At 47.8% G+C, this 19,064-nt stretch carries 15 protein-coding genes, 2 tRNA genes, 4 rRNA genes and 1 other RNA gene; all 22 read left to right on the forward strand.

The window, feature by feature from the left end; translation table 11 throughout:
• Positions 1-65: 65 nt before the first annotated feature.
• The 22 genes from ACUN27_RS01995 (at position 66) to ACUN27_RS02100 (ending at position 19,057) form a co-directional block, all read left to right on the forward strand.
• Positions 66-458 (forward strand): response regulator, encoded by a 393-nt coding sequence (locus ACUN27_RS01995; protein ID WP_079418635.1) that lies wholly within the window; start codon positions 66-68, stop codon positions 456-458.
• 132 nt (positions 459-590) lie between these two features.
• A complete protein-coding gene (fba, locus tag ACUN27_RS02000; RefSeq protein WP_127457626.1) occupies positions 591-1,445 on the forward strand; it encodes a class II fructose-1,6-bisphosphate aldolase in 855 nt (284 codons plus the stop codon).
• A gap of 273 nt (positions 1,446-1,718) precedes the next feature.
• Entirely contained in the window at positions 1,719-2,978 is a 1,260-nt protein-coding gene (locus tag ACUN27_RS02005; RefSeq protein ID WP_127457668.1) for a UDP-N-acetylglucosamine 1-carboxyvinyltransferase, read from the forward strand.
• A 69-nt stretch (positions 2,979-3,047) separates the two neighbouring features.
• Entirely contained in the window at positions 3,048-4,346 is a 1,299-nt protein-coding gene (rho, locus tag ACUN27_RS02010; protein WP_315954575.1) for a transcription termination factor Rho, read from the forward strand.
• Positions 4,347-4,387: 41 nt separating this feature from the next.
• Positions 4,388-5,662: a radical SAM protein gene (locus ACUN27_RS02015; RefSeq protein ID WP_315954576.1), complete on the forward strand. Its 1,275-nt coding sequence runs from the start codon at positions 4,388-4,390 to the stop codon at positions 5,660-5,662.
• Between the two features lie 127 nt (positions 5,663-5,789).
• Positions 5,790-5,987, forward strand: a complete 198-nt coding sequence (gene rpmE / locus ACUN27_RS02020) for a 50S ribosomal protein L31 (protein WP_029197218.1) — start codon at positions 5,790-5,792, stop codon at positions 5,985-5,987.
• Between the two features lie 91 nt (positions 5,988-6,078).
• Positions 6,079-6,492, forward strand: coding sequence for a hypothetical protein (locus ACUN27_RS02025; RefSeq protein ID WP_315954577.1), 414 nt, complete (start codon positions 6,079-6,081; stop codon positions 6,490-6,492).
• Between the two features lie 67 nt (positions 6,493-6,559).
• Positions 6,560-6,823, forward strand: an RNA gene (gene ffs / locus ACUN27_RS02030) — signal recognition particle sRNA large type.
• A 174-nt stretch (positions 6,824-6,997) separates the two neighbouring features.
• Complete coding sequence (gene dnaX, locus ACUN27_RS02035) at positions 6,998-8,734, forward strand: DNA polymerase III subunit gamma/tau (RefSeq protein WP_315954578.1); 1,737 nt, start codon at positions 6,998-7,000, stop codon at positions 8,732-8,734.
• 24 nt (positions 8,735-8,758) lie between these two features.
• Complete coding sequence (locus tag ACUN27_RS02040) at positions 8,759-9,070, forward strand: YbaB/EbfC family nucleoid-associated protein (protein WP_127457621.1); 312 nt, start codon at positions 8,759-8,761, stop codon at positions 9,068-9,070.
• A gap of 45 nt (positions 9,071-9,115) precedes the next feature.
• Complete coding sequence (recR, locus tag ACUN27_RS02045; RefSeq protein WP_127457620.1) at positions 9,116-9,712, forward strand: recombination mediator RecR; 597 nt, start codon at positions 9,116-9,118, stop codon at positions 9,710-9,712.
• Positions 9,713-9,854: 142 nt separating this feature from the next.
• Positions 9,855-10,142, forward strand: coding sequence for a DUF2508 family protein (locus tag ACUN27_RS02050; RefSeq protein ID WP_127457619.1), 288 nt, complete (start codon positions 9,855-9,857; stop codon positions 10,140-10,142).
• A gap of 2 nt (positions 10,143-10,144) precedes the next feature.
• Positions 10,145-10,414 carry a pro-sigmaK processing inhibitor BofA family protein gene (locus ACUN27_RS02055; protein ID WP_445558316.1) on the forward strand — a complete coding sequence of 90 codons (270 nt, stop codon included), beginning with the start codon at positions 10,145-10,147 and terminating at the stop codon, positions 10,412-10,414.
• 291 nt (positions 10,415-10,705) lie between these two features.
• A 16S ribosomal RNA gene (locus tag ACUN27_RS02060) occupies positions 10,706-12,239 on the forward strand.
• 126 nt (positions 12,240-12,365) lie between these two features.
• Positions 12,366-12,482 (forward strand): 5S ribosomal RNA (gene rrf / locus ACUN27_RS02065).
• Positions 12,483-12,564: 82 nt separating this feature from the next.
• Positions 12,565-12,641, forward strand: a tRNA-Ile gene (locus ACUN27_RS02070).
• Between the two features lie 15 nt (positions 12,642-12,656).
• A tRNA-Ala gene (locus ACUN27_RS02075) sits at positions 12,657-12,732 on the forward strand.
• Positions 12,733-12,948: 216 nt separating this feature from the next.
• Positions 12,949-15,868: ribosomal RNA gene (locus tag ACUN27_RS02080) — 23S ribosomal RNA — on the forward strand.
• Positions 15,869-15,933: 65 nt separating this feature from the next.
• Positions 15,934-16,050, forward strand: a 5S ribosomal RNA gene (gene rrf, locus ACUN27_RS02085).
• Together the 16S, 23S and 5S rRNA genes with 2 tRNA genes alongside form the textbook arrangement of a ribosomal RNA operon.
• 933 nt (positions 16,051-16,983) lie before the next feature.
• On the forward strand, positions 16,984-17,445 hold the full coding sequence (locus tag ACUN27_RS02090) for a CtsR family transcriptional regulator (RefSeq protein ID WP_145669433.1): 462 nt from the start codon (positions 16,984-16,986) through the stop codon (positions 17,443-17,445).
• Positions 17,446-17,458: 13 nt separating this feature from the next.
• On the forward strand, positions 17,459-17,971 hold the full coding sequence (locus ACUN27_RS02095) for a UvrB/UvrC motif-containing protein (RefSeq protein WP_127457567.1): 513 nt from the start codon (positions 17,459-17,461) through the stop codon (positions 17,969-17,971).
• Positions 17,972-18,037: 66 nt separating this feature from the next.
• Positions 18,038-19,057, forward strand: coding sequence for a protein arginine kinase (locus ACUN27_RS02100; RefSeq protein ID WP_157326770.1), 1,020 nt, complete (start codon positions 18,038-18,040; stop codon positions 19,055-19,057).
• Positions 19,058-19,064 lie beyond the last annotated feature (7 nt).

Raw genomic sequence — 19,064 nt, forward strand, 5'->3', positions numbered from 1 at the left:
GAATACGTTATGTATCTGTGAAGTGCAGGGGATTTGTTATTCGTTTTCGGGAGGGAACTAGGCTGATGAAGAAAAAGGTACTGATTGTCGATGATCAAAATGGAATTCGCGTACTGCTAATGGAGGTTTTCAGCAATGAAGGATACGATACTTATCAAGCCTCTAATGGTAAATTGGCTTTAGAAATCGTCAAAAATTCTTCGCCGGACCTACTATTACTGGACATGAAAATTCCCGGGATGGATGGCCTAGATATTCTCAAGCATGTGAAAGCTATTGATGCCTCGATCAAAGTAATCATGATGACAGCGTATGGTGAGCTGGATATGATTAAAGAAGCGACGGATTTGGGTGCCATCATGCATTTCACGAAGCCGTTTGACATTGATGAGTTGCGTATGGCGGTTAATATGCAGTTAAATAACGAGTCAAGTAGTGGTTTTGCCGTGGGATCCTAGTCATAGGGTCTTTTTTTGTGGCTGAGAAGCGAGGGCTTGGTTATCATTTGAAAGTATATGTGCTATAATAACTCAGGTATGACAAGAGCGGTCTACGCAAAACTACAAAAAGGTTCTAGGAGGAAGAGAAACATGGCATTGGTTTCAATGAATGAGTTTTTACCTAAAGCAAAAGCGAACAAATTCGCGGTGGGTCAATTTAACATGAACAACCTTGAGTTTGCTCAAGCGATTGTGGAAGCTGCAATGGAACTGAAATCCCCTTTCATTTACGGTGTTAGCGAAGGCGCACTGAAATATATGGGTATCGAATTTACAGTAGCAATTGCTGAAGCTGCAGCCAAAAAATCCGGTCTGCCGATCGCTTTGCACTTGGATCACGGCAGTTCCTTTGAAGTAGCAATGAAATGTATCCGCGCAGGATTCAGCTCCGTTATGTTTGACGGTTCACACTATTCTTTCGAAGAAAACATCCGTTTGACGAAAGAAGTTGTTAAAGCGGCTCGTGCAATGGGCGTATCCGTTGAAGGTGAGCTTGGAACAATCGGTGGTGTTGAGGATGACATCTCGGTAGACGAAGAGCACGCTAACCTTGCAAAACCTGAAGAAGCTATCCGCTTCTACGAAGAGACTGGCGTTGACTGTTTGGCAATCGCAGTAGGTACAGCACATGGTATGTACGCTGGCGAGCCTAACATCCATTTTGACATTATCGAGCAAGTTTCCAAAGCGATCCCAGTTCCTGTTGTATTACACGGCGGTTCCGGTGTTCCTGACGAAATGATTCGTAAATCGATCGCTGCAGGCGTTGGTAAAATCAATGTTAACACTGAGAACCAAGTAGCATGCACAGATACGATCCGCGCAGTTCTGAACAAGGACGCAAAAATTTATGATCCTCGTAAATATCTAACCCCAGCTCGTAACGCAATGGTCGAAGTTGTAAAATCCAAAATTCAATTGTTCGGAAGCAGCAACCAAGCTTAATTTTAATTGTATAGATGCAGTGGGAAATGCCGCAAGACGCAAACGGAGGATGCGAAATGTCCGCCGTTTGCATGCTTGCGGGCGTTTCCTTCTTCTATTTTTTGTCTTCAGTTGTTACTAGGACTGTAAGCGTTTTTGTTATTGATGTTCTTATTTCCTTTTATTTGTTCATGTTCATTTCAATAGATTGTGATACAATTTTGGTTGCAATTGGCGTTTAGGTTGAGAAGTTTGCGTTACAGGAAGGCACCTGGATTTAGGGGGAGAATCATGTTGGAGAAATTAATGGTGGTCGGGGGACGTCCACTACGAGGGACTGTTCAAATTAGCGGAGCTAAGAATAGTGCGGTTGCACTTATTCCAGCTGCGATTCTTGCTGAAACGCCGGTAACGTTGGATAATCTGCCGCATTTAAGCGATGTGGCTACATATACAGAAATTTTGACGGATTTAGGAGCTACCATCGACTGGAACGAAGATCGGATGACGATCGATCCTAGCAGAATGAAGTCTCTTCCAATGCCTAATGGAAAAGTTAAGAAGTTAAGAGCTTCCTATTATTTGATGGGAGCGCTGCTCGGAAGGTTCGGGGAAGCGAATATCGGTTTGCCGGGCGGATGCAATTTTGAACCACGTCCAATCGATCTGCATATCAAAGGCTTTGAGGCTTTAGGGGCTGAAGTAAGCAATGAGAATGGCGCATTAAGAATTCGGGCCAAAGAGCTGCGTGGAGCTAAGATTTATTTGGATATGGCGAGCGTAGGGGCGACGATCAACATTATGTTGGCGGCTTCACGTGCAAAAGGAAATACAATTATTGAAAATGCGGCGAAAGAGCCTGAAATTATAGATGTAGCTACATTGTTGAACTCGATGGGTGCAAGAATCAAGGGTGCTGGTACCGATACCATTCGGATCGAAGGGGTAACGGAGATGCATGGCTGCCGCCATTCCATCATTCCTGACCGGATTCAAGCGGGAACGTATATGATTGCTGCAGCTGCTACGCGCGGCGATGTTACCGTAGATAACGTCATTCCTAAACATATGGAAGCATTAACAGCGAAACTTCAAGAAATGGGTGTACATATCTACGAGATGGATGAATCCATTCGTGTAGTAGGTCAGCCTGAGTACTCTAGCGTCGATGTAAAAGCATTAATTTACCCAGGGTTTGCAACAGATTTGCAATCTCCAATGGCAAGCCTATTGTGCCAAGCTAGAGGAGTTAGTATACTAACGGATCATGTTTACAGCAATCGGTTCAAGCACATTCCTGAGCTCGTGCGGATGGGAGCTAAGATGAAAGTTGAGGGACGCTCCGCCATTATCGAAGGATCTGAGCTTAGCTCGGCGAAGGTTCGGGCAACGGATTTGCGAGCAGGAGCATCCCTTGTGCTTGCCGGTCTTAGCGTAAGAACAGGCGGTATCACCGAGGTGTCCGGCGTTGAGTTTATTGACCGAGGGTATGAGAACTTAGTCTTCAATTTATCTTCACTAGGTGCCGAGGTTTGGCGCGAGAGCGAAGAGTAAGGAATAAAGTTCCAGACAACAGGCAATGCTAGAATCCAATTGAAAATTTAATAGTTTGGTGGTTGAAACATGAGCATGCAGCTTGCTGAGCTTGAAGTACTCAAGCTTACTGAATTATATAAACTAGCTAAGAAACATCAGATTCCATACTACGGTACGCTGAAGAAAAAAGAACTCATCTTTGCAATTTTACGTGCACAAGCTGCTGAAAGTGGTCTAATGTTTATGCAAGGTGTCCTCGAAATTCTTCAAGAGGGCTTTGGTTTCTTGCGTCCCATTAACTATCTTCCAAGCTCAGAAGATATTTACATTTCTGCGTCCCAGATTCGCAAATTTGATTTGCGCTCCGGGGATATTGTATCAGGCAAATGCCGTCCTCCTAAGGAGAATGAGCGCTATTTCGGGCTTCTTCAGGTTGAAGCAGTTAATGGCGAGAAACCGGAAACGGCTGCCGAGCGGCTTCATTTCCCTGCCTTGACGCCACTCTATCCAGATACGCGTATTACGCTTGAAACAGAACCTAACAAAGTTTCCATGCGTATCATGGATTTGCTTGCGCCTGTAGGTTTAGGCCAGCGTGGATTGATTGTTGCGCCTCCCAAAGCAGGTAAAACGTTGCTGCTCAAAGAAATAGCTAACAGTATTTCTACGAACTACCCTGACATTGAGCTTTTCGTTCTGCTGATCGATGAGCGTCCGGAGGAAGTTACGGACATGCAGCGCTCTGTGAAAGGAGAAGTTGTTGCTTCTACTTTTGATGAGCTGCCTGAGAATCATATTAAAGTTGCTGAATTAGTCCTGGAACGCGCTATGCGTCTAGTTGAACATAAGAAAGACGTTGTTATTTTGTTGGACAGCATCACTCGTTTGGCTAGGGCTTATAACCTTGTAGTTCCGCCAACAGGCCGGACACTATCCGGTGGTATCGATCCTGGCGCATTTCATCGTCCGAAGCGTTTCTTCGGGGCTGCCCGTAACATTGAAGAAGGCGGCAGCTTGACAATTCTCGCTACAGCACTTGTGGAGACGGGTTCACGTATGGACGACGTCATCTATGAGGAATTTAAAGGGACAGGTAATCTTGAGCTGCATCTGGATCGTAAAATGGCGGAACGCCGTATTTTCCCTGCTATCGACATTCGCAGATCCGGTACGCGCCGCGAAGAGGCGCTGCTGAGCAAAGATGAACTTGAGAAGGTATGGGCGCTGCGCAAAGGCATGAACGATTCGCACGAATATACCGAGTCCTTCATCAAAAAACTTGCCGAAACGAAGACCAATCAAGAGTTCCTGGATTCTTTGGCTTCCCCATCGACAGGCGCTTCAACAGGGGCAAGCAAAGGGAAAGTGAAAAACTCAGCATCTTAAGGATGCGGAAGATGCGTTAACGCATAAAGAGGAGTACCGTTATGAATTTGGTTTATTCAGACTCACAAGGAAACGTTTTTGACCATCCGGATTTTTTGGCGCTTGGTCGAAATGCTGAAATGATAACAGAAATTATGGAAGACGAATTGATTCCGCTGCCCGAAGGGGCGACGCTTGTCAGTCTTCCTTTTACACGGCCAGTAGGCATAGATGCTGAGACTGGCGATATGAAGTTGGTGCCAGGCGATTATCATGCTGTGGGTGCGCTGCTGCCGCAGGGGTTTACCCGCCTGCTGCTTCCCGGTTACGTCAAATCCGACAAGACCAAGGCGCTGCCGCTGTTCGGTTATACGGCTGTTGTATGGAAGGATGAAGCCTTCTATGTAGCTGCTCGACTAACGGATAATCCCTACTTCTGGAATCCGATTCATTGCGATGTCACGGAGCTGGAGTCTCAAGTCAAAACCTTGACGGCCAAGTATCCGGAAAACCGCTTGTACGCCCACTTATCCAACTGCGCACTCGGTTATGAGTGCCTGACCGCTTCGAATACGTTCCTGCAGCGTTGGGAAGGCGCTGTTCCGGTCTCCTATTCCTGCAACGCAGGATGCTTCGGGTGTATATCGGAACAGCCGGATGAGAGCGGCTTTGTGGCTCCACAGACGCGTATGAATTTTAAGCCTCAGATCGAAGAAATAACGCAGATCATGCTGGAGCATCTACGTACGCCGGATAGCATTATTTCCTTCGGACAAGGGTGTGAAGGTGAGCCTAGCACGCAAGCGGCGCTTATTATTCCGGCGATCAAGCAGGTTCGTGAGCAGACGAAGATGGGCTACATCAACATCAACACGAATGCAGGGCTGACAGACCATATACGCGGCATCGTAGACGCAGGGCTTGACCTGATGCGTGTGAGTACAATCAGTGCTTTGGATGATCACTACAATGCCTATTACAAGCCTAGAGCTTATACGCTGAAAAATGTAGAAAAATCCCTTCGCTACGCAACGGACAAAGGTGTCATCACTTCCATCAATTATCTTGTTTTCCCGGGGGTAACGGATCGGGAGGAAGAGATTGAGGCTATGATCGAATTCGTGCGAAGAACGGGATTAAAATTAATTCAATTGCGCAACCTGAATATTGACCCTGAAAGTTATTTGGGGATTATCCCTAAGGCTCGGGGTGAGCTGCTTGGAATGAAGCAAATGATTGAGATTTTCGAGCAGGAATTGCCGGATGTTGTACTTGGATCCTACTCGCATACGCCAAAGTTCTACGCTAGCGACAGAAATACGACAATGGTTCTCTAAGGTAGAGGTTCCACTCGTTTTTCCATTGCATTCGAACTTGCGAATATGCTACAATGCAAAAGTACGTTAAGTACGTCCATTAACTCTGATTCAGCAAATGATTCAGGGCGGAAAGAGGTGAACCAACATGAAAGCAGGTATTCATCCTACTTATCATGCAACCACAGTGACTTGCGCTTGTGGTAATGTGTTCGAAACGGGTTCAATCAAGCAAAATCTTCGCGTTGAGATTTGCTCTAATTGCCATCCTTTCTACACTGGTAAACAAAAGTTTATCGATGTAGGCGGCCGTGTCGACAAGTTCAAAAAGAAATACGGAATCTAATTGGTATCAATTACTTTGCTGCCAATCAGCATAAGACGTCCTCCCTTGGTCATCCTAAGTTTAGACTTAGAGTCCAATGGGAGGTGTTTTTATGTTCAAGGGTATGCGAAGATTGACCATTGCCATCCTGCTTACCGTGAGCTTGGCCGGGTGCGGCATCAATTCGAGTAACAAAAACCCGCCGCAGACGGATACGGGCAATTATAAAGCGCAAAATTACAAGCGTGACGGGTATTTGGGGATCACCAACGTGAATCCAAACGACCCGCTGAATCCTACGTATCATCACTACGAGGATGATTCGAACTTAATGAAAAATGTGCTCGCACAGTTTCAGGGGATCGAGAAATCCAATATTGCCATCAACGGACCCAATGCTCGGGTGAAAATAAAAGCAAAGTCGAATTTGACGGCGGCGCAGGTTGAGGAGCTTCGCTCCCAAGTACAAAATGCTTTTGATACCAATATGCCGCGATACAAAACAACGGTGAAAATGTCACGTTAATCCAGGGGATCAGGTATATTTTCCCCCTTAGTTGCTATTTACAGGTGAATCAGCTATACTATTTTTACTGTGCTAGACGGGGAGGTAGCGGTGCCCTGTAACTCGCAATCCGCTGTAGCGGGGTTGAATTCCTGTTAGCGGTACTGTGATGTGAGGTCTGGCTCTTACACGTGGTGTTGAGAGTTGGGTCCTTCGCAATGAATGCTCATGAACCCGGTCAGGTCTGGAAGGAAGCAGCCGTAAGTGAGATGTTTCATGTGCCGAGGGGCTGCCTGACTTGAGCCAACGATAAGAGTTCGCTTGTATCACTTTATCAATAACAGGTGCACGGTTTACCATGTAATTTCATATGACTTTGAACTTGGACGCCTTCTTATGAGGCGTTTTTTATTTTGTCTATCCGCATCAGATCCGGATTCCATGTTTGATCCTCTATTTCATCCCCTGTTGCGATATAGTATAATGGATTCAGCATTCCACGCAGGGATTAATGGAGAGGAACACTATGGCACATATTGCTCTATATCGAACGTGGAGGTCTCAGACGTTTCGTGAGGTTGTCGGACAGAAACATATCACGCAGACACTGCAGAATTCTTTGCGAGAAAATCGCCTTACCCATGCTTATTTGTTCAACGGTCCACGGGGAACAGGGAAGACAAGTACGGCCAAAATATTAGCCAAAGCAGTTAACTGCTTAAACGGTCCAGCGGAAGAGCCATGCAATGCTTGCTCTGCCTGTGAACGAATTACAGACGGCGCTGTCATGGATGTCGTTGAGATTGACGCCGCTTCAAACCGCGGTGTTGAAGAAATTCGGGATATTCGGGATAAAGTCAAGTATGCTCCTACCGAAGTCAGACAGAAGGTCTATATCATCGATGAAGTGCACATGCTGACTACAGAGGCTTTCAACGCACTGCTTAAGACACTTGAAGAGCCGCCGGCCCATGTGATGTTCATACTAGCGACGACGGAGCCGCATAAGATTCCGGCAACGATTATTTCTCGCTGTCAGCGCTTTGACTTTCGACGTGTTTCAATGGATGATCAGGTGCAGCGGCTGAAATATATTTGTGATCAGGAACAGATTTCCATTAACGAGGAAGCGCTCCATTATATTGCGAGATTGTCCGATGGCGGGATGCGCGATGCGCTCAGTCTTCTGGATCAAGCGACCTCTTTTGCAACAGGGGAAGTGCAGCTCTCTGACATATTGTCCATTACCGGCGGAGTGGCATCCGACCAATTTAAGAAGCTCGTGCTTTGTATCAAAGACAAGGATCTTGGCGCCGCGCTAGAGCTAATCGATACATTCATGCAAGAAGGCAAAAGCGCTGACAAATGCATCGAGAATTTGATTAATTATTTCCGTGATTTGCTCATGGTTCGTATGGTGCCGAATTCGCCGGTCATTACAGAACGCGTGTTTGATATGCGCGAGCTCAGTGATATTGCCAGCCATTTTACACCAAACGAAATGATGGGCATGATAGAAATACTGAATCATTATCAGAGTGAAATGAAGTATTCTGTCCAGCCCCAAACCCTGCTCGAGATTTCGATTATGAAAATGTGCGGTGGTCATAGCGGCGAAGGACATACGGCTGTCAGCACAGGGGCAGATTCGGGAAGCCGAATGCCGCAAGGCGATCTTTTTGCTCAAATGTCCCAGAAGCTCAAACAACTTGAAGATCAGATAGCTGGACTGGTAAAATCGGGAGTATCGGGTGCGGCAGTTGAAACGAAACCAGCTCCCAAAATGCCGGTGGCCTCTGCGCCGTCCAAGAAGTCAGGAATTAAGCTTGATGGGTACTTGAAGGCTTCGGAAGGTCCGGAAACCAAGGCAGCTCTAATGAAATGGAGTCAGGTGCTGGGTCTGGTCAAAGAGAAGAAGATTACTGTCCATGCTTGGTTTGTGAATGGTGATCTGGTCTCGATGCTGGATGATGTGGTATTGGTGGCGTTCAAGAATGAAATGCACCGTAACACCACAGAGAAACCGGAGAACAAACTCATTATCGAGCAAGTGCTCAGCTCAGTATTCGGCAAACCCATGCGCTTGCTTACGGTTATGCGCAAAGAGTGGGACGACGCCAAGAGTGATGTGACTAGCAGTCCGCCTGAAGTTCTAGAACTTGTGGCAGAGGAAGGCAGCCCAGGATCTCCACCCAAAGAGGAGTGGATCTCCGAAGCGATTCAACTGTTTGGCGAAGATTTAGTGACCATTAAAGAAGACTAGACTAAATACAAAGGAGCAAACAAAATGAATAACATGAACCAAATGATGAAACAAGTGAAGAAAATGCAAGAGCAAATGATGAAGGCTCAAGAAGAACTGGGTACGAAAATCATTGAAGGCACAGCTGGCGGCGGCGTTGTTACTTGTACAGTGAATGGACACAAGAAAGTACAAAGCATCACAATCAAGCCTGAAGCTGTTGATCCGGATGATGTTGAAATGCTGCAAGACCTTGTGCTTACAGCTGTCAATGATGCGATGACGAAAGCGGAAGAAATCGCGAATAAAGATATGGGCAAATTTACAGGTGGCATGAACATCCCTGGTTTGTTCTAGTCACAACCATGAGTTACGATTCTGAAAGATGAGGGAGAACTTCCTTTGTATTACCCCGAACCGATTTCTAAGTTAATCGATGCTTTCTCCCGTCTGCCGGGGGTAGGCCCCAAAACGGCGGGACGCCTTGCCTTTCATGTACTTCGTATGAAGGAAGAAGACGTGATTGATTTTGCGAAGGCGCTCGTCAACGTGAAAAGAAACCTCCACTACTGTTCCGTTTGCTGTAACATTACCGATGTCGATCCTTGCCGGATCTGTCAAGATAAGAACAGGGATGGTTCCGTCATTTGCGTCGTACAGGAGCCTAAGGACTTGGTTGCTTTGGAACGCACCAAAGAGTTCGAAGGCTACTATCATGTCCTGCATGGGGCAATTTCCCCTATGGAAGGAATCGGACCCGATCAAATTCATATCGCCGAGTTACTCAAGCGGTTGGGGGATGAAACCGTACAGGAATTAATTTTGGCCACGAACCCGAACATTGAAGGTGAAGCTACGGCTATGTACCTGTCTCGATTAGTGAAGCCGTTTGGCCTGAAGGTTACGCGTATCGCGCACGGACTACCTGTTGGCGGCGACTTGGAATATGCCGATGAAGTAACACTGTCCAAAGCGATGGAAGGCCGCAGGGAATTATAAATAGCGTTAATCATGCAAAAGGGAGCTGAAGAGCTCTCTTTTTTTGTTTCGTGTAAAAGAAGTGCTTTAGTTCTATTTGCTCTATTTCCCCCATAAGCATAAGGGTAGATTAACCCGCATTTGGGGTCATGGAGGTTTGCTGATGAGACCAGCACTATTAGGCATGCACGGAAGGAAGAATCCACAGACGAAAAAAGGGGCAAAAGAGGAACTTCTGCGGGACAAGCAATTGCTGCTGCAAGAGATTCGTTCGGCACATGCGAATTGGGTGGCTGCTCAGGCACATTTCGAGTTTGCCTTGGACAAGGATCAGATTGACTATGCCATTTATGCGATGGAGGCGGCTGAGAAAAGATTTGAAATGCTGATCAAACAGGCAAAAAGGCTAAATCTGAGCATGATTGACACTGATCGATTACTGGAGGTGTAGACGTGTATATTAAATATGCGGTATGGGGAGTACTCATACTATCCTCACTAATTCTACTTGTTACCGTATTGCGTAACAGTGGGGCCGGCAGATTATTGTCTGGTCTAACGTTGAACGTTGTTGTAGCGGCCTTCCTGCTATATGCTTTGAATTTGCTGAGCGCCTATACGCAGGTGGATTTGCCGATTAATACAGCCACATTAGGGACAGTAACGGTGCTCGGTGTGCCTGGTGTTCTTCTGCTTGTTGGATTAAAGCTGACCTTGTTATAGGTGGAAGGAAAATACAGTTATCATATAGGTTGACTCGGAAGCAGCATCTGTGGTATCTTATAAAAGTTGCCGCTGAGACATGCGGGAATAACGAGTAACTTGAGAAAAACAAGTTGCAAATATAAAGTTAGTGTGGTATATTGAACTTCCGGCTTTCGAAAGAGAGCGGATAGGACAAGAGTTCTTGATCTTTGAAAACTGAACAACGAGTGAGTAAGCACAGTCGAGTAATCGACTATAAATGAGATTGTAAAATCTCGCTAGCAAGTCAATGAGCTATTCAGCTTTTCTATTATGGAGAGTTTGATCCTGGCTCAGGACGAACGCTGGCGGCGTGCCTAATACATGCAAGTCGAGCGGTCCCTTCGGGGATAGCGGCGGACGGGTGAGTAACACGTAGGCAACCTGCCTATAAGACTGGGATAACTATCGGAAACGATAGCTAAGACCGGATAATTGGTTTTCTCGCATGAGAGAATCATGAAACACGGAGCAATCTGTGGCTTATAGATGGGCCTGCGGCGCATTAGCTAGTTGGTGAGGTAACGGCTCACCAAGGCGACGATGCGTAGCCGACCTGAGAGGGTGAACGGCCACACTGGGACTGAGACACGGCCCAGACTCCTACGGGAGGCAGCAGTAGGGAATCTTCCGCAATGGACGCAAGTCTGACGGAGCAACGCCGCGTGAGTGATGAAGGTTTTCGGATCGTAAAGCTCTGTTGCCCTAGACGAACAGCAAGGCGAGTAACTGCGCTTTGTGTGACGGTATAGGAGAAGAAAGCCCCGGCTAACTACGTGCCAGCAGCCGCGGTAATACGTAGGGGGCAAGCGTTGTCCGGAATTATTGGGCGTAAAGCGCGCGCAGGCGGTCAATTAAGTTGGGTGTTTAAGCCCGGGGCTCAACCCCGGTTCGCATCCAAAACTGGTTGACTTGAGTGTAGGAGAGGAAAGTGGAATTCCACGTGTAGCGGTGAAATGCGTAGAGATGTGGAGGAACACCAGTGGCGAAGGCGACTTTCTGGCCTATAACTGACGCTGAGGCGCGAAAGCGTGGGGAGCAAACAGGATTAGATACCCTGGTAGTCCACGCCGTAAACGATGCATACTAGGTGTTGGGGATTCGATTCCTCGGTGCCGAAGTTAACACAGTAAGTATGCCGCCTGGGGAGTACGCTCGCAAGAGTGAAACTCAAAGGAATTGACGGGGACCCGCACAAGCAGTGGAGTATGTGGTTTAATTCGAAGCAACGCGAAGAACCTTACCAGGTCTTGACATCCCTCTGAATATCCTAGAGATAGGGTAGGCCTTCGGGACAGAGGAGACAGGTGGTGCATGGTTGTCGTCAGCTCGTGTCGTGAGATGTTGGGTTAAGTCCCGCAACGAGCGCAACCCTTGATCTTAGTTGCCAGCACTTCGGGTGGGCACTCTAAGATGACTGCCGGTGACAAACCGGAGGAAGGTGGGGATGACGTCAAATCATCATGCCCCTTATGACCTGGGCTACACACGTACTACAATGGTCGGTACAACGGGAAGCGAAGCCGCGAGGTGGAGCCAATCCTTATAAGCCGATCTCAGTTCGGATTGCAGGCTGCAACTCGCCTGCATGAAGTCGGAATTGCTAGTAATCGCGGATCAGCATGCCGCGGTGAATACGTTCCCGGGTCTTGTACACACCGCCCGTCACACCACGAGAGTTTACAACACCCGAAGTCGGTGGGGTAACCCGCAAGGGAGCCAGCCGCCGAAGGTGGGGTAGATGATTGGGGTGAAGTCGTAACAAGGTAGCCGTATCGGAAGGTGCGGCTGGATCACCTCCTTTCTATGGAGACTCGGGTCTGAAACGACCCAGTCAAGTATCTTCGGATACACAATCGCTTACTCACTCGTGTTCAGTTTTGAAAGAGCAAGCTCTTTCAGCAAGATGGTGAAATCCATGTTGCACTCGTTTGGTGATGATGGCGGAGGGGACCCACGCGTTCCCATCTCGAACACGACCGTTAAGCCCTCCAGCGTCGATGGTACTTGAACCGCAGGGTTCTGGGAGAGTAGAACGTTGCCAAGCGGACCCATAGCAAGCTTTCGAAGAAAGCTTCGAAAGCTTGTAGGTGGGTTTTTATTTTGGGGAGTTTCCCCGAAACACATATTGGCCCTTAGCTCAGCTGGTTAGAGCGCACCCCTGATAAGGGTGAGGTCGGTGGTTCGAGTCCACTAGGGCCAACCAATTTTATAATCATATGGGGCCATAGCTCAGCTGGGAGAGCGCCTGCCTTGCAAGCAGGAGGTCAGCGGTTCGATCCCGCTTGGCTCCACCAACTATCATTTTCAGACAGAGATTTCCAAGAAATTTCGACTTGAAATGAGAATGTGAGTTGTGATAAGATAACTTTCGCCGCTGAGATAGGGCAAGGGAATTTGAATCGCAATGAACACTTTGTTCCTTGAAAACTAGATAACGAAACAAAACGTAAAGTAAGAACTTAGGTAGTGTAACCTTCGGGTTGCACGAAATTTTCAAATGTTTTTTTCTAGGTTAAGCTAGAAAGAGCACACGGAGGATGCCTAGGCACTAGGAGCCGAAGAAGGACGTGGCGAACGACGAAATGCCTCGGGGAGCCGTAAGCAGGCTTTGATCCGGGGATGTCCGAATGGGGGAACCCAGCTGTGGTAATGCGCAGTTACCATGTAGTGAATACATAGCTACATTGGAGGCAGACCCAGGGAACTGAAACATCTAAGTACCTGGAGGAAAAGAAAACAAAAGTGATTCCGTCAGTAGCGGCGAGCGAAAGCGGAATAGCCCAAACCAAGGAGCTTGCTCCTTGGGGTTGTAGGACCTCAATATGGGGTTAGTTTGGTAGGCGAAGTGATCTGGAAAGGTCCGGCATAGAAGGTAAAAGCCCTGTAGCCAAAATCGAACGAATCTCCTAGAGGTATCCTGAGTACGGCGGGTCACGTGAAACCCCGTCGGAATCCGGCAGGACCATCTGCCAAGGCTAAATACTCCCTAGTGACCGATAGTGAAGCAGTACCGTGAGGGAAAGGTGAAAAGCACCGCGGAAGCGGAGTGAAAAAGAACCTGAAACCGTGTGCTTACAAAAAGTCAGAGCCCTCTATATGGGTGATGGCGTGCCTTTTGTAGAATGAACCGGCGAGTTACGTTCCCGTGCGAGGTTAAGTCGAAAAGACGGAGCCGCAGCGAAAGCGAGTCTGAATAGGGCGCTTGAGTACGTGGACGTAGACCCGAAACCGTGTGATCTACCCCTGTCCAGGGTGAAGGTGAGGTAACACTCACTGGAGGCCCGAACCCACGAATGTTGAAAAATTCGGGGATGAGGTGGGGGTAGCGGAGAAATTCCAATCGAACTCGGAGATAGCTGGTTCTCCCCGAAATAGCTTTAGGGCTAGCCTCGGATGTGGAGTTGTGGAGGTAAAGCACTGATTGGGTGCGGGGCCCGCCAAGGGTTACCAAGTCCAGTCAAACTCTGAATGCCACAAACTTAAATCCGGGAGTCAGACAGTGAGTGCTAAGATCCATTGTCAAAAGGGAAACAGCCCAGACCATCAGCTAAGGTCCCCAAGTGTGTGTTAAGTGGGAAAGGATGTGGAGTTGCACAGACAACCAGGATGTTGGCTTAGAAGCAGCCACCATTGAAAGAGTGCGTAATAGCTCACTGGTCGAGTGACTCTGCGCCGAAAATGTAACGGGGCTAAACACGCCACCGAAGCTATGGCTTGCACGTATGTGCATGGGTAGGGGAGCGTTGTATGTACGTTGAATTCTGACCGTAAGGACAGGTGGAGCGCATACAAGTGAGAATGCCGGTATAAGTAACGAAAAGATCAGTGAGAATCTGATCCGCCGAAAACCTAAGGGTTCCTGAGGAAGGCTCGTCCGCTCAGGGTAAGTCGGGACCTAAGGCGAGGCCGAAAGGCGTAGTCGATGGACAACAGGTGGAAATTCCTGTACCACCGTAGCCGTTATGAGCGATGGAGTGACGCAGAAGGATAGTGACGCGAGCTGATGGATGCTCGTCCAAGCAGTGAGGCTGGTTAGTAGGCAAATCCGCTAACCGTAAGGCTGGGCTGTGATGGGGAGGGAAACTTTAAGTACCGAAGGTCATGATTTCACACTGCCAAGAAAAGCTTCTAGCCAGGCGAAGGTGCCCGTACCGCAAACCGACACAGGTGGGTGAGAAGAGAATTCTAAGGCGCGCGGAAGAACTCTCGTTAAGGAACTCGGCAAAATGACCCCGTAACTTCGGGAGAAGGGGTGCCTCGGTAGGGTGAATAGCCCGAGGGGGCCGCAGTGAAAAGGCCCAAGCGACTGTTTAGCAAAAACACAGGTCTGTGCGAAGCCGCAAGGCGAAGTATACGGGCTGACGCCTGCCCGGTGCTGGAAGGTTAAGAGGAGTGGTTAGGGACCTCGGTTCCGAAGCTATGAATTGAAGCCCCAGTAAACGGCGGCCGTAACTATAACGGTCCTAAGGTAGCGAAATTCCTTGTCAGGTAAATTCTGACCCGCACGAATGGCGTAACGACTTGGGCGCTGTCTCAACGAGAGATCCGGTGAAATTTTAATACCTGTGAAGATGCAGGTTACCCGCGACAAGACGGAAAGACCCCATGGAGCTTTACTGCAGCTTGATATTGGACTTTGGTACGATCTGTACAGGATAGGTGGGAGCCTTTGAAGCCTGAGCGCCAGCTTGGGTGGAGGCGCCGTTGGGATACCACCCTGATCGTATCGGAGTTCTAACCTGGTACCGTGATCCGGTATGGGGACAGTGTCAGGTGGGCAGTTTGACTGGGGCGGTCGCCTCCTAAAATGTAACGGAGGCGTTTAAAGGTTCCCTCAGAATGGTTGGAAATCATTCGCAGAGTGCAAAGGCATAAGGGAGCTTGACTGCGAGACCTACAAGTCGAGCAGGGACGAAAGTCGGACTTAGTGATCCGGTGGTACCGAATGGAAGGGCCATCGCTCAACGGATAAAAGCTACCCTGGGGATAACAGGCTTATCTCCCCCAAGAGTCCACATCGACGGGGAGGTTTGGCACCTCGATGTCGGCTCATCGCATCCTGGGGCTGAAGTAGGTCCCAAGGGTTGGGCTGTTCGCCCATTAAAGCGGTACGCGAGCTGGGTTCAGAACGTCGTGAGACAGTTCGGTCCCTATCTGTCGCGGGCGTAGGAAATTTGAGAGGAGCTGTCCTTAGTACGAGAGGACCGGGATGGACGTACCGCTGGTGTACCAGTTGTCTCGCCAGAGGCACCGCTGGGTAGCTATGTACGGAGGGGATAAGCGCTGAAAGCATCTAAGCGCGAAGCCCCCCTCAAGATGAGATTTCCCAGTATGTAAGACCCCTTGTAGACGACGAGGTTGATAGGTTCGAGGTGGAAGTGCGGCAACGTATGCAGCTGACGAATACTAATCGGTCGAGGGCTTAACCACAAATCCTAAATGACACTTTACAAACGTTTCGTATCTAGTTTTCAAGGCGCAAACCGCTTTGACTGTTTGGTGATGATGGCGGAGGGGACCCACGCGTTCCCATCTCGAACACGACCGTTAAGCCCTCCAGCGTCGATGGTACTTGAACCGCAGGGTTCTGGGAGAGTAGAACGTTGCCAAGCACAGATGAAGAACCTTTTTGAGAGAAACTCAGAAAGGTTTTTTTGCATCTCCTACGACAATTCTAAGAAGCGCCACAAGAGAACTATAGACCGCTAATTGATTAGATTTGGACCTTTTCAGAGCTTAATTGGAACTGCGGGCACTTATTTCACCTAAAAAGGCAGGCTATTAGCCAAAACAAACAGAATAGCGGATCGTAGATTCCTTAACAAGTGAATCGCTCGCTTTTGCCAGAAATAGCGGAACGTAGTTCCCACTTGCTCAAGATGCGGCGTACTCTCGAGAAGGGTAACTCGCTAGGTTACTCAGCTGCAGAAAGTACATCAAAATCAATAGCCTCAAGCCTGTTTCACCCATTACCTGCATTTTGTGCAGGTAAATTCACAAGAATCTACCCCAAACGGATCAAACAACGGAAACTAGCTGCACTTTTTACATTAAAGCTACCTATAAGGGCGTGGTGGAGTGGAATTACCTGCACTTTCTACAGTTAACTATGGGGGAGGCGAAGCTCTAGAAGCTCCATTTGACCGGTATCAATTCCTGACAGTGGTACGAACCATGACGGTAGCTCTTTTTACAAGAACAGTCTCACCAAAGTTATACTGGATTAGCCACAGCCAGCCCTCCCGCATTCTTCCTACGCATTTAACAATCGGCTTTTCCAAGCACTCCCTAATCGCTCGCTAAAAGGGCCCTCAAAAGCATACTGCCTACACCCCAAAAAAAGGAACAGTCCCTGACGTTAAGCAGGGGTTTTTTTGTAAATACTGAGAGTAAGCTGTGAAAATGCTCAGTTTTCTTATATACGGCCAATGTTTAACGGCAGCACTTGTCAAAAAGAAAGGAAATGATTATAATCTAGTTAAGGTCAAAGAAAGTCAAAGTCAATCAAAGTCAATTTACTTCTAGCAGTCTGGGAGGATGAATTGATGCGTAACGTATCAGAAATTATTGAGCAGTATTTAAAGCATGTCCTTCAACAAAGCTCTGAAGGAGCCATCGAGATTCAACGAAACGATCTGGCCGATCAATTCCAGTGTGTGCCTTCTCAAATCAATTATGTGATTAGTACCAGGTTTACGCTGGAAAAGGGTTACCTCGTGGAGAGTAAGCGTGGCGGTGGCGGGTACATTCGTATCCAGAAGATTGAGCTTAAGAGCCATGGATCGATATTGGATCATATTTTTCGCACGATTCATACACACATAGATCAAGTCGCTTCTGAAGGACTCATTTACCAGCTGCTGGAGGGCCACTATATTTCAACACGAGAAGCGAATCTAATTCGGGCAGCAATATCCAGAGACGTGTTGACCTTCAAGCTCCCGCTGCGCGATGAAATTCGAGCTAAAATCCTTAAAGCGATGCTGATATCCTTGCTTAGCAGATGAGGAGGCATTTGAAATGATTTGTCAGGAATGCGGGAAACGACCGGCGACTCTTCATTTTACGAAGATTGTGAATGGAGACAAGAACGAGTTCCACATTTGTGAGAATTGCGCCCGCGAGAAGGGTGAAATGATTCCTGGGACATCTGGCGGGTTTTCGATTCATAATCTTTTATCAGGATTACTTGATTTCGACCCTTCCTCTTTATCCGCCGCGAAGTCCCAAGCGATCCGTTGTGAGAATTGTGGGTTAACGTACTCGCAGTTTAGTAAATTAGGCCGTTTTGGATGCGGATCCTGTTATCAGAGCTTTTCGGAAAAGTTAGATCCTCTGTTCAAAAGAGTGCACGGGAACACCGTACATGTGGGGAAAGTCCCCAAACGAAGCGGTGGCATTATCCAATGCAAGCGGGAAATCGATACGCTGAAGAAGGATATGATGACCTGCATTGAAGCAGAAGAATTCGAACAAGCGGCGAAGATCAGGGACCAAATTCGCGAGATAGAGAAGAAAATTGCCGGATTGTGATTTTGTAAGGAAGGTGTGAATCCAGTGACACTACAGCGGTTTACAGGAGATGCATTGAGCGAATGGATGAAGGGAGAGGGACCGGAGTCGGATATCGTCATCAGCAGTCGAATCCGTATTGCACGTAACCTCAGAGACTACCCTTACCCGATGCTGGCTACCAATCAACAATCACAAGAAGTACTGGATCAGTTGTCCGGCGTGCTGGAGAATGATGAGCTGGAGACGATCAGTAATTTTTCGCTTATTCCTCTGTCTGACCTTAACGAGCTTGAGCGAATGGTACTTGTTGAGAAGCATTTAATTAGCCCTAACTTAGCTAACGAATCCAGAAATGGTGCTGTTATTTTAAGCGAAAATGAATCCATCAGCATTATGATCAATGAAGAGGATCATCTTCGCATACAATGTTTGTGCCCAGGCTTCCAAATCAAAGAAGTTTGGGACTTGGCGAACCAGATTGATGATATTTTTGAAACCCAGCTGGATTACGGCTATGATGAAAAGAGGGGCTACCTTACAAGCTGCCCTACGAACGTCGGAACCGGCATTCGTGCTTCGGTAATGATGCATTTACCCGCTCTGGTGCTCAGCCAACAAATCAATCGGATTTTATCCGCTGTTACACAAGTTGGATTGACGGTTAGAGGATTATATGGGGAAGGCAGCGAAGCATTAGGTAATCTGTTCCAAATTTCGAATCAGATTACGCTAGGACAATCCGAAGACGAGATTATTGATAATTTACACAGTGTCGCAAGGCAAATTATTGAGCATGAGCGTGCTGCCAGGCATAAGCTGATGCAAGAGTCTAGAATGCGTATCATTGATCGCGTGAACCGCTCGCTTGGTATTTTGTCTTATGCAGGAATTATGGACTCTAAGGAGGCTGCACAGCGCCTGTCGGATGTGCGATTAGGCATAGACTTGGGGATTATCAATAATGTTTCTTCTAATGTTTTGAATGAACTGCTGGTTATGACACAACCTGGCTTTCTTCAGCAATTCGCTGGCGAGAAGCTGAACGCCGATGAGCGCGATATGCGCCGGGCCGAGCTGATTCGAGAGAAATTCGGCAGGATATAGTCAGTTA

It is taken from the genome of Paenibacillus sp. WC2504, from assembly GCF_052682475.1.

What these genes read in the sequence shown, in the direction of transcription:
- ACUN27_RS01995 (WP_079418635.1), top strand. Translation starts at nt 66, where the DNA reads ATGAAGAAAAAGGTACTGATTGTCGATGATCAAAATGGAATTCGCGTA.
- fba (WP_127457626.1), top strand. Translation starts at nt 591, where the DNA reads ATGGCATTGGTTTCAATGAATGAGTTTTTACCTAAAGCAAAAGCGAAC.
- rho (WP_315954575.1), top strand. Translation starts at nt 3,048, where the DNA reads ATGAGCATGCAGCTTGCTGAGCTTGAAGTACTCAAGCTTACTGAATTA.
- ACUN27_RS02015 (WP_315954576.1), top strand. Translation starts at nt 4,388, where the DNA reads ATGAATTTGGTTTATTCAGACTCACAAGGAAACGTTTTTGACCATCCG.
- rpmE (WP_029197218.1), top strand. Translation starts at nt 5,790, where the DNA reads ATGAAAGCAGGTATTCATCCTACTTATCATGCAACCACAGTGACTTGC.
- ACUN27_RS02025 (WP_315954577.1), top strand. Translation starts at nt 6,079, where the DNA reads ATGTTCAAGGGTATGCGAAGATTGACCATTGCCATCCTGCTTACCGTG.
- dnaX (WP_315954578.1), top strand. Translation starts at nt 6,998, where the DNA reads ATGGCACATATTGCTCTATATCGAACGTGGAGGTCTCAGACGTTTCGT.
- ACUN27_RS02040 (WP_127457621.1), top strand. Translation starts at nt 8,759, where the DNA reads ATGAATAACATGAACCAAATGATGAAACAAGTGAAGAAAATGCAAGAG.
- ACUN27_RS02050 (WP_127457619.1), top strand. Translation starts at nt 9,855, where the DNA reads ATGAGACCAGCACTATTAGGCATGCACGGAAGGAAGAATCCACAGACG.
- ACUN27_RS02090 (WP_145669433.1), top strand. Translation starts at nt 16,984, where the DNA reads ATGCGTAACGTATCAGAAATTATTGAGCAGTATTTAAAGCATGTCCTT.
- ACUN27_RS02095 (WP_127457567.1), top strand. Translation starts at nt 17,459, where the DNA reads ATGATTTGTCAGGAATGCGGGAAACGACCGGCGACTCTTCATTTTACG.
- ACUN27_RS02100 (WP_157326770.1), top strand. Translation starts at nt 18,038, where the DNA reads ATGAAGGGAGAGGGACCGGAGTCGGATATCGTCATCAGCAGTCGAATC.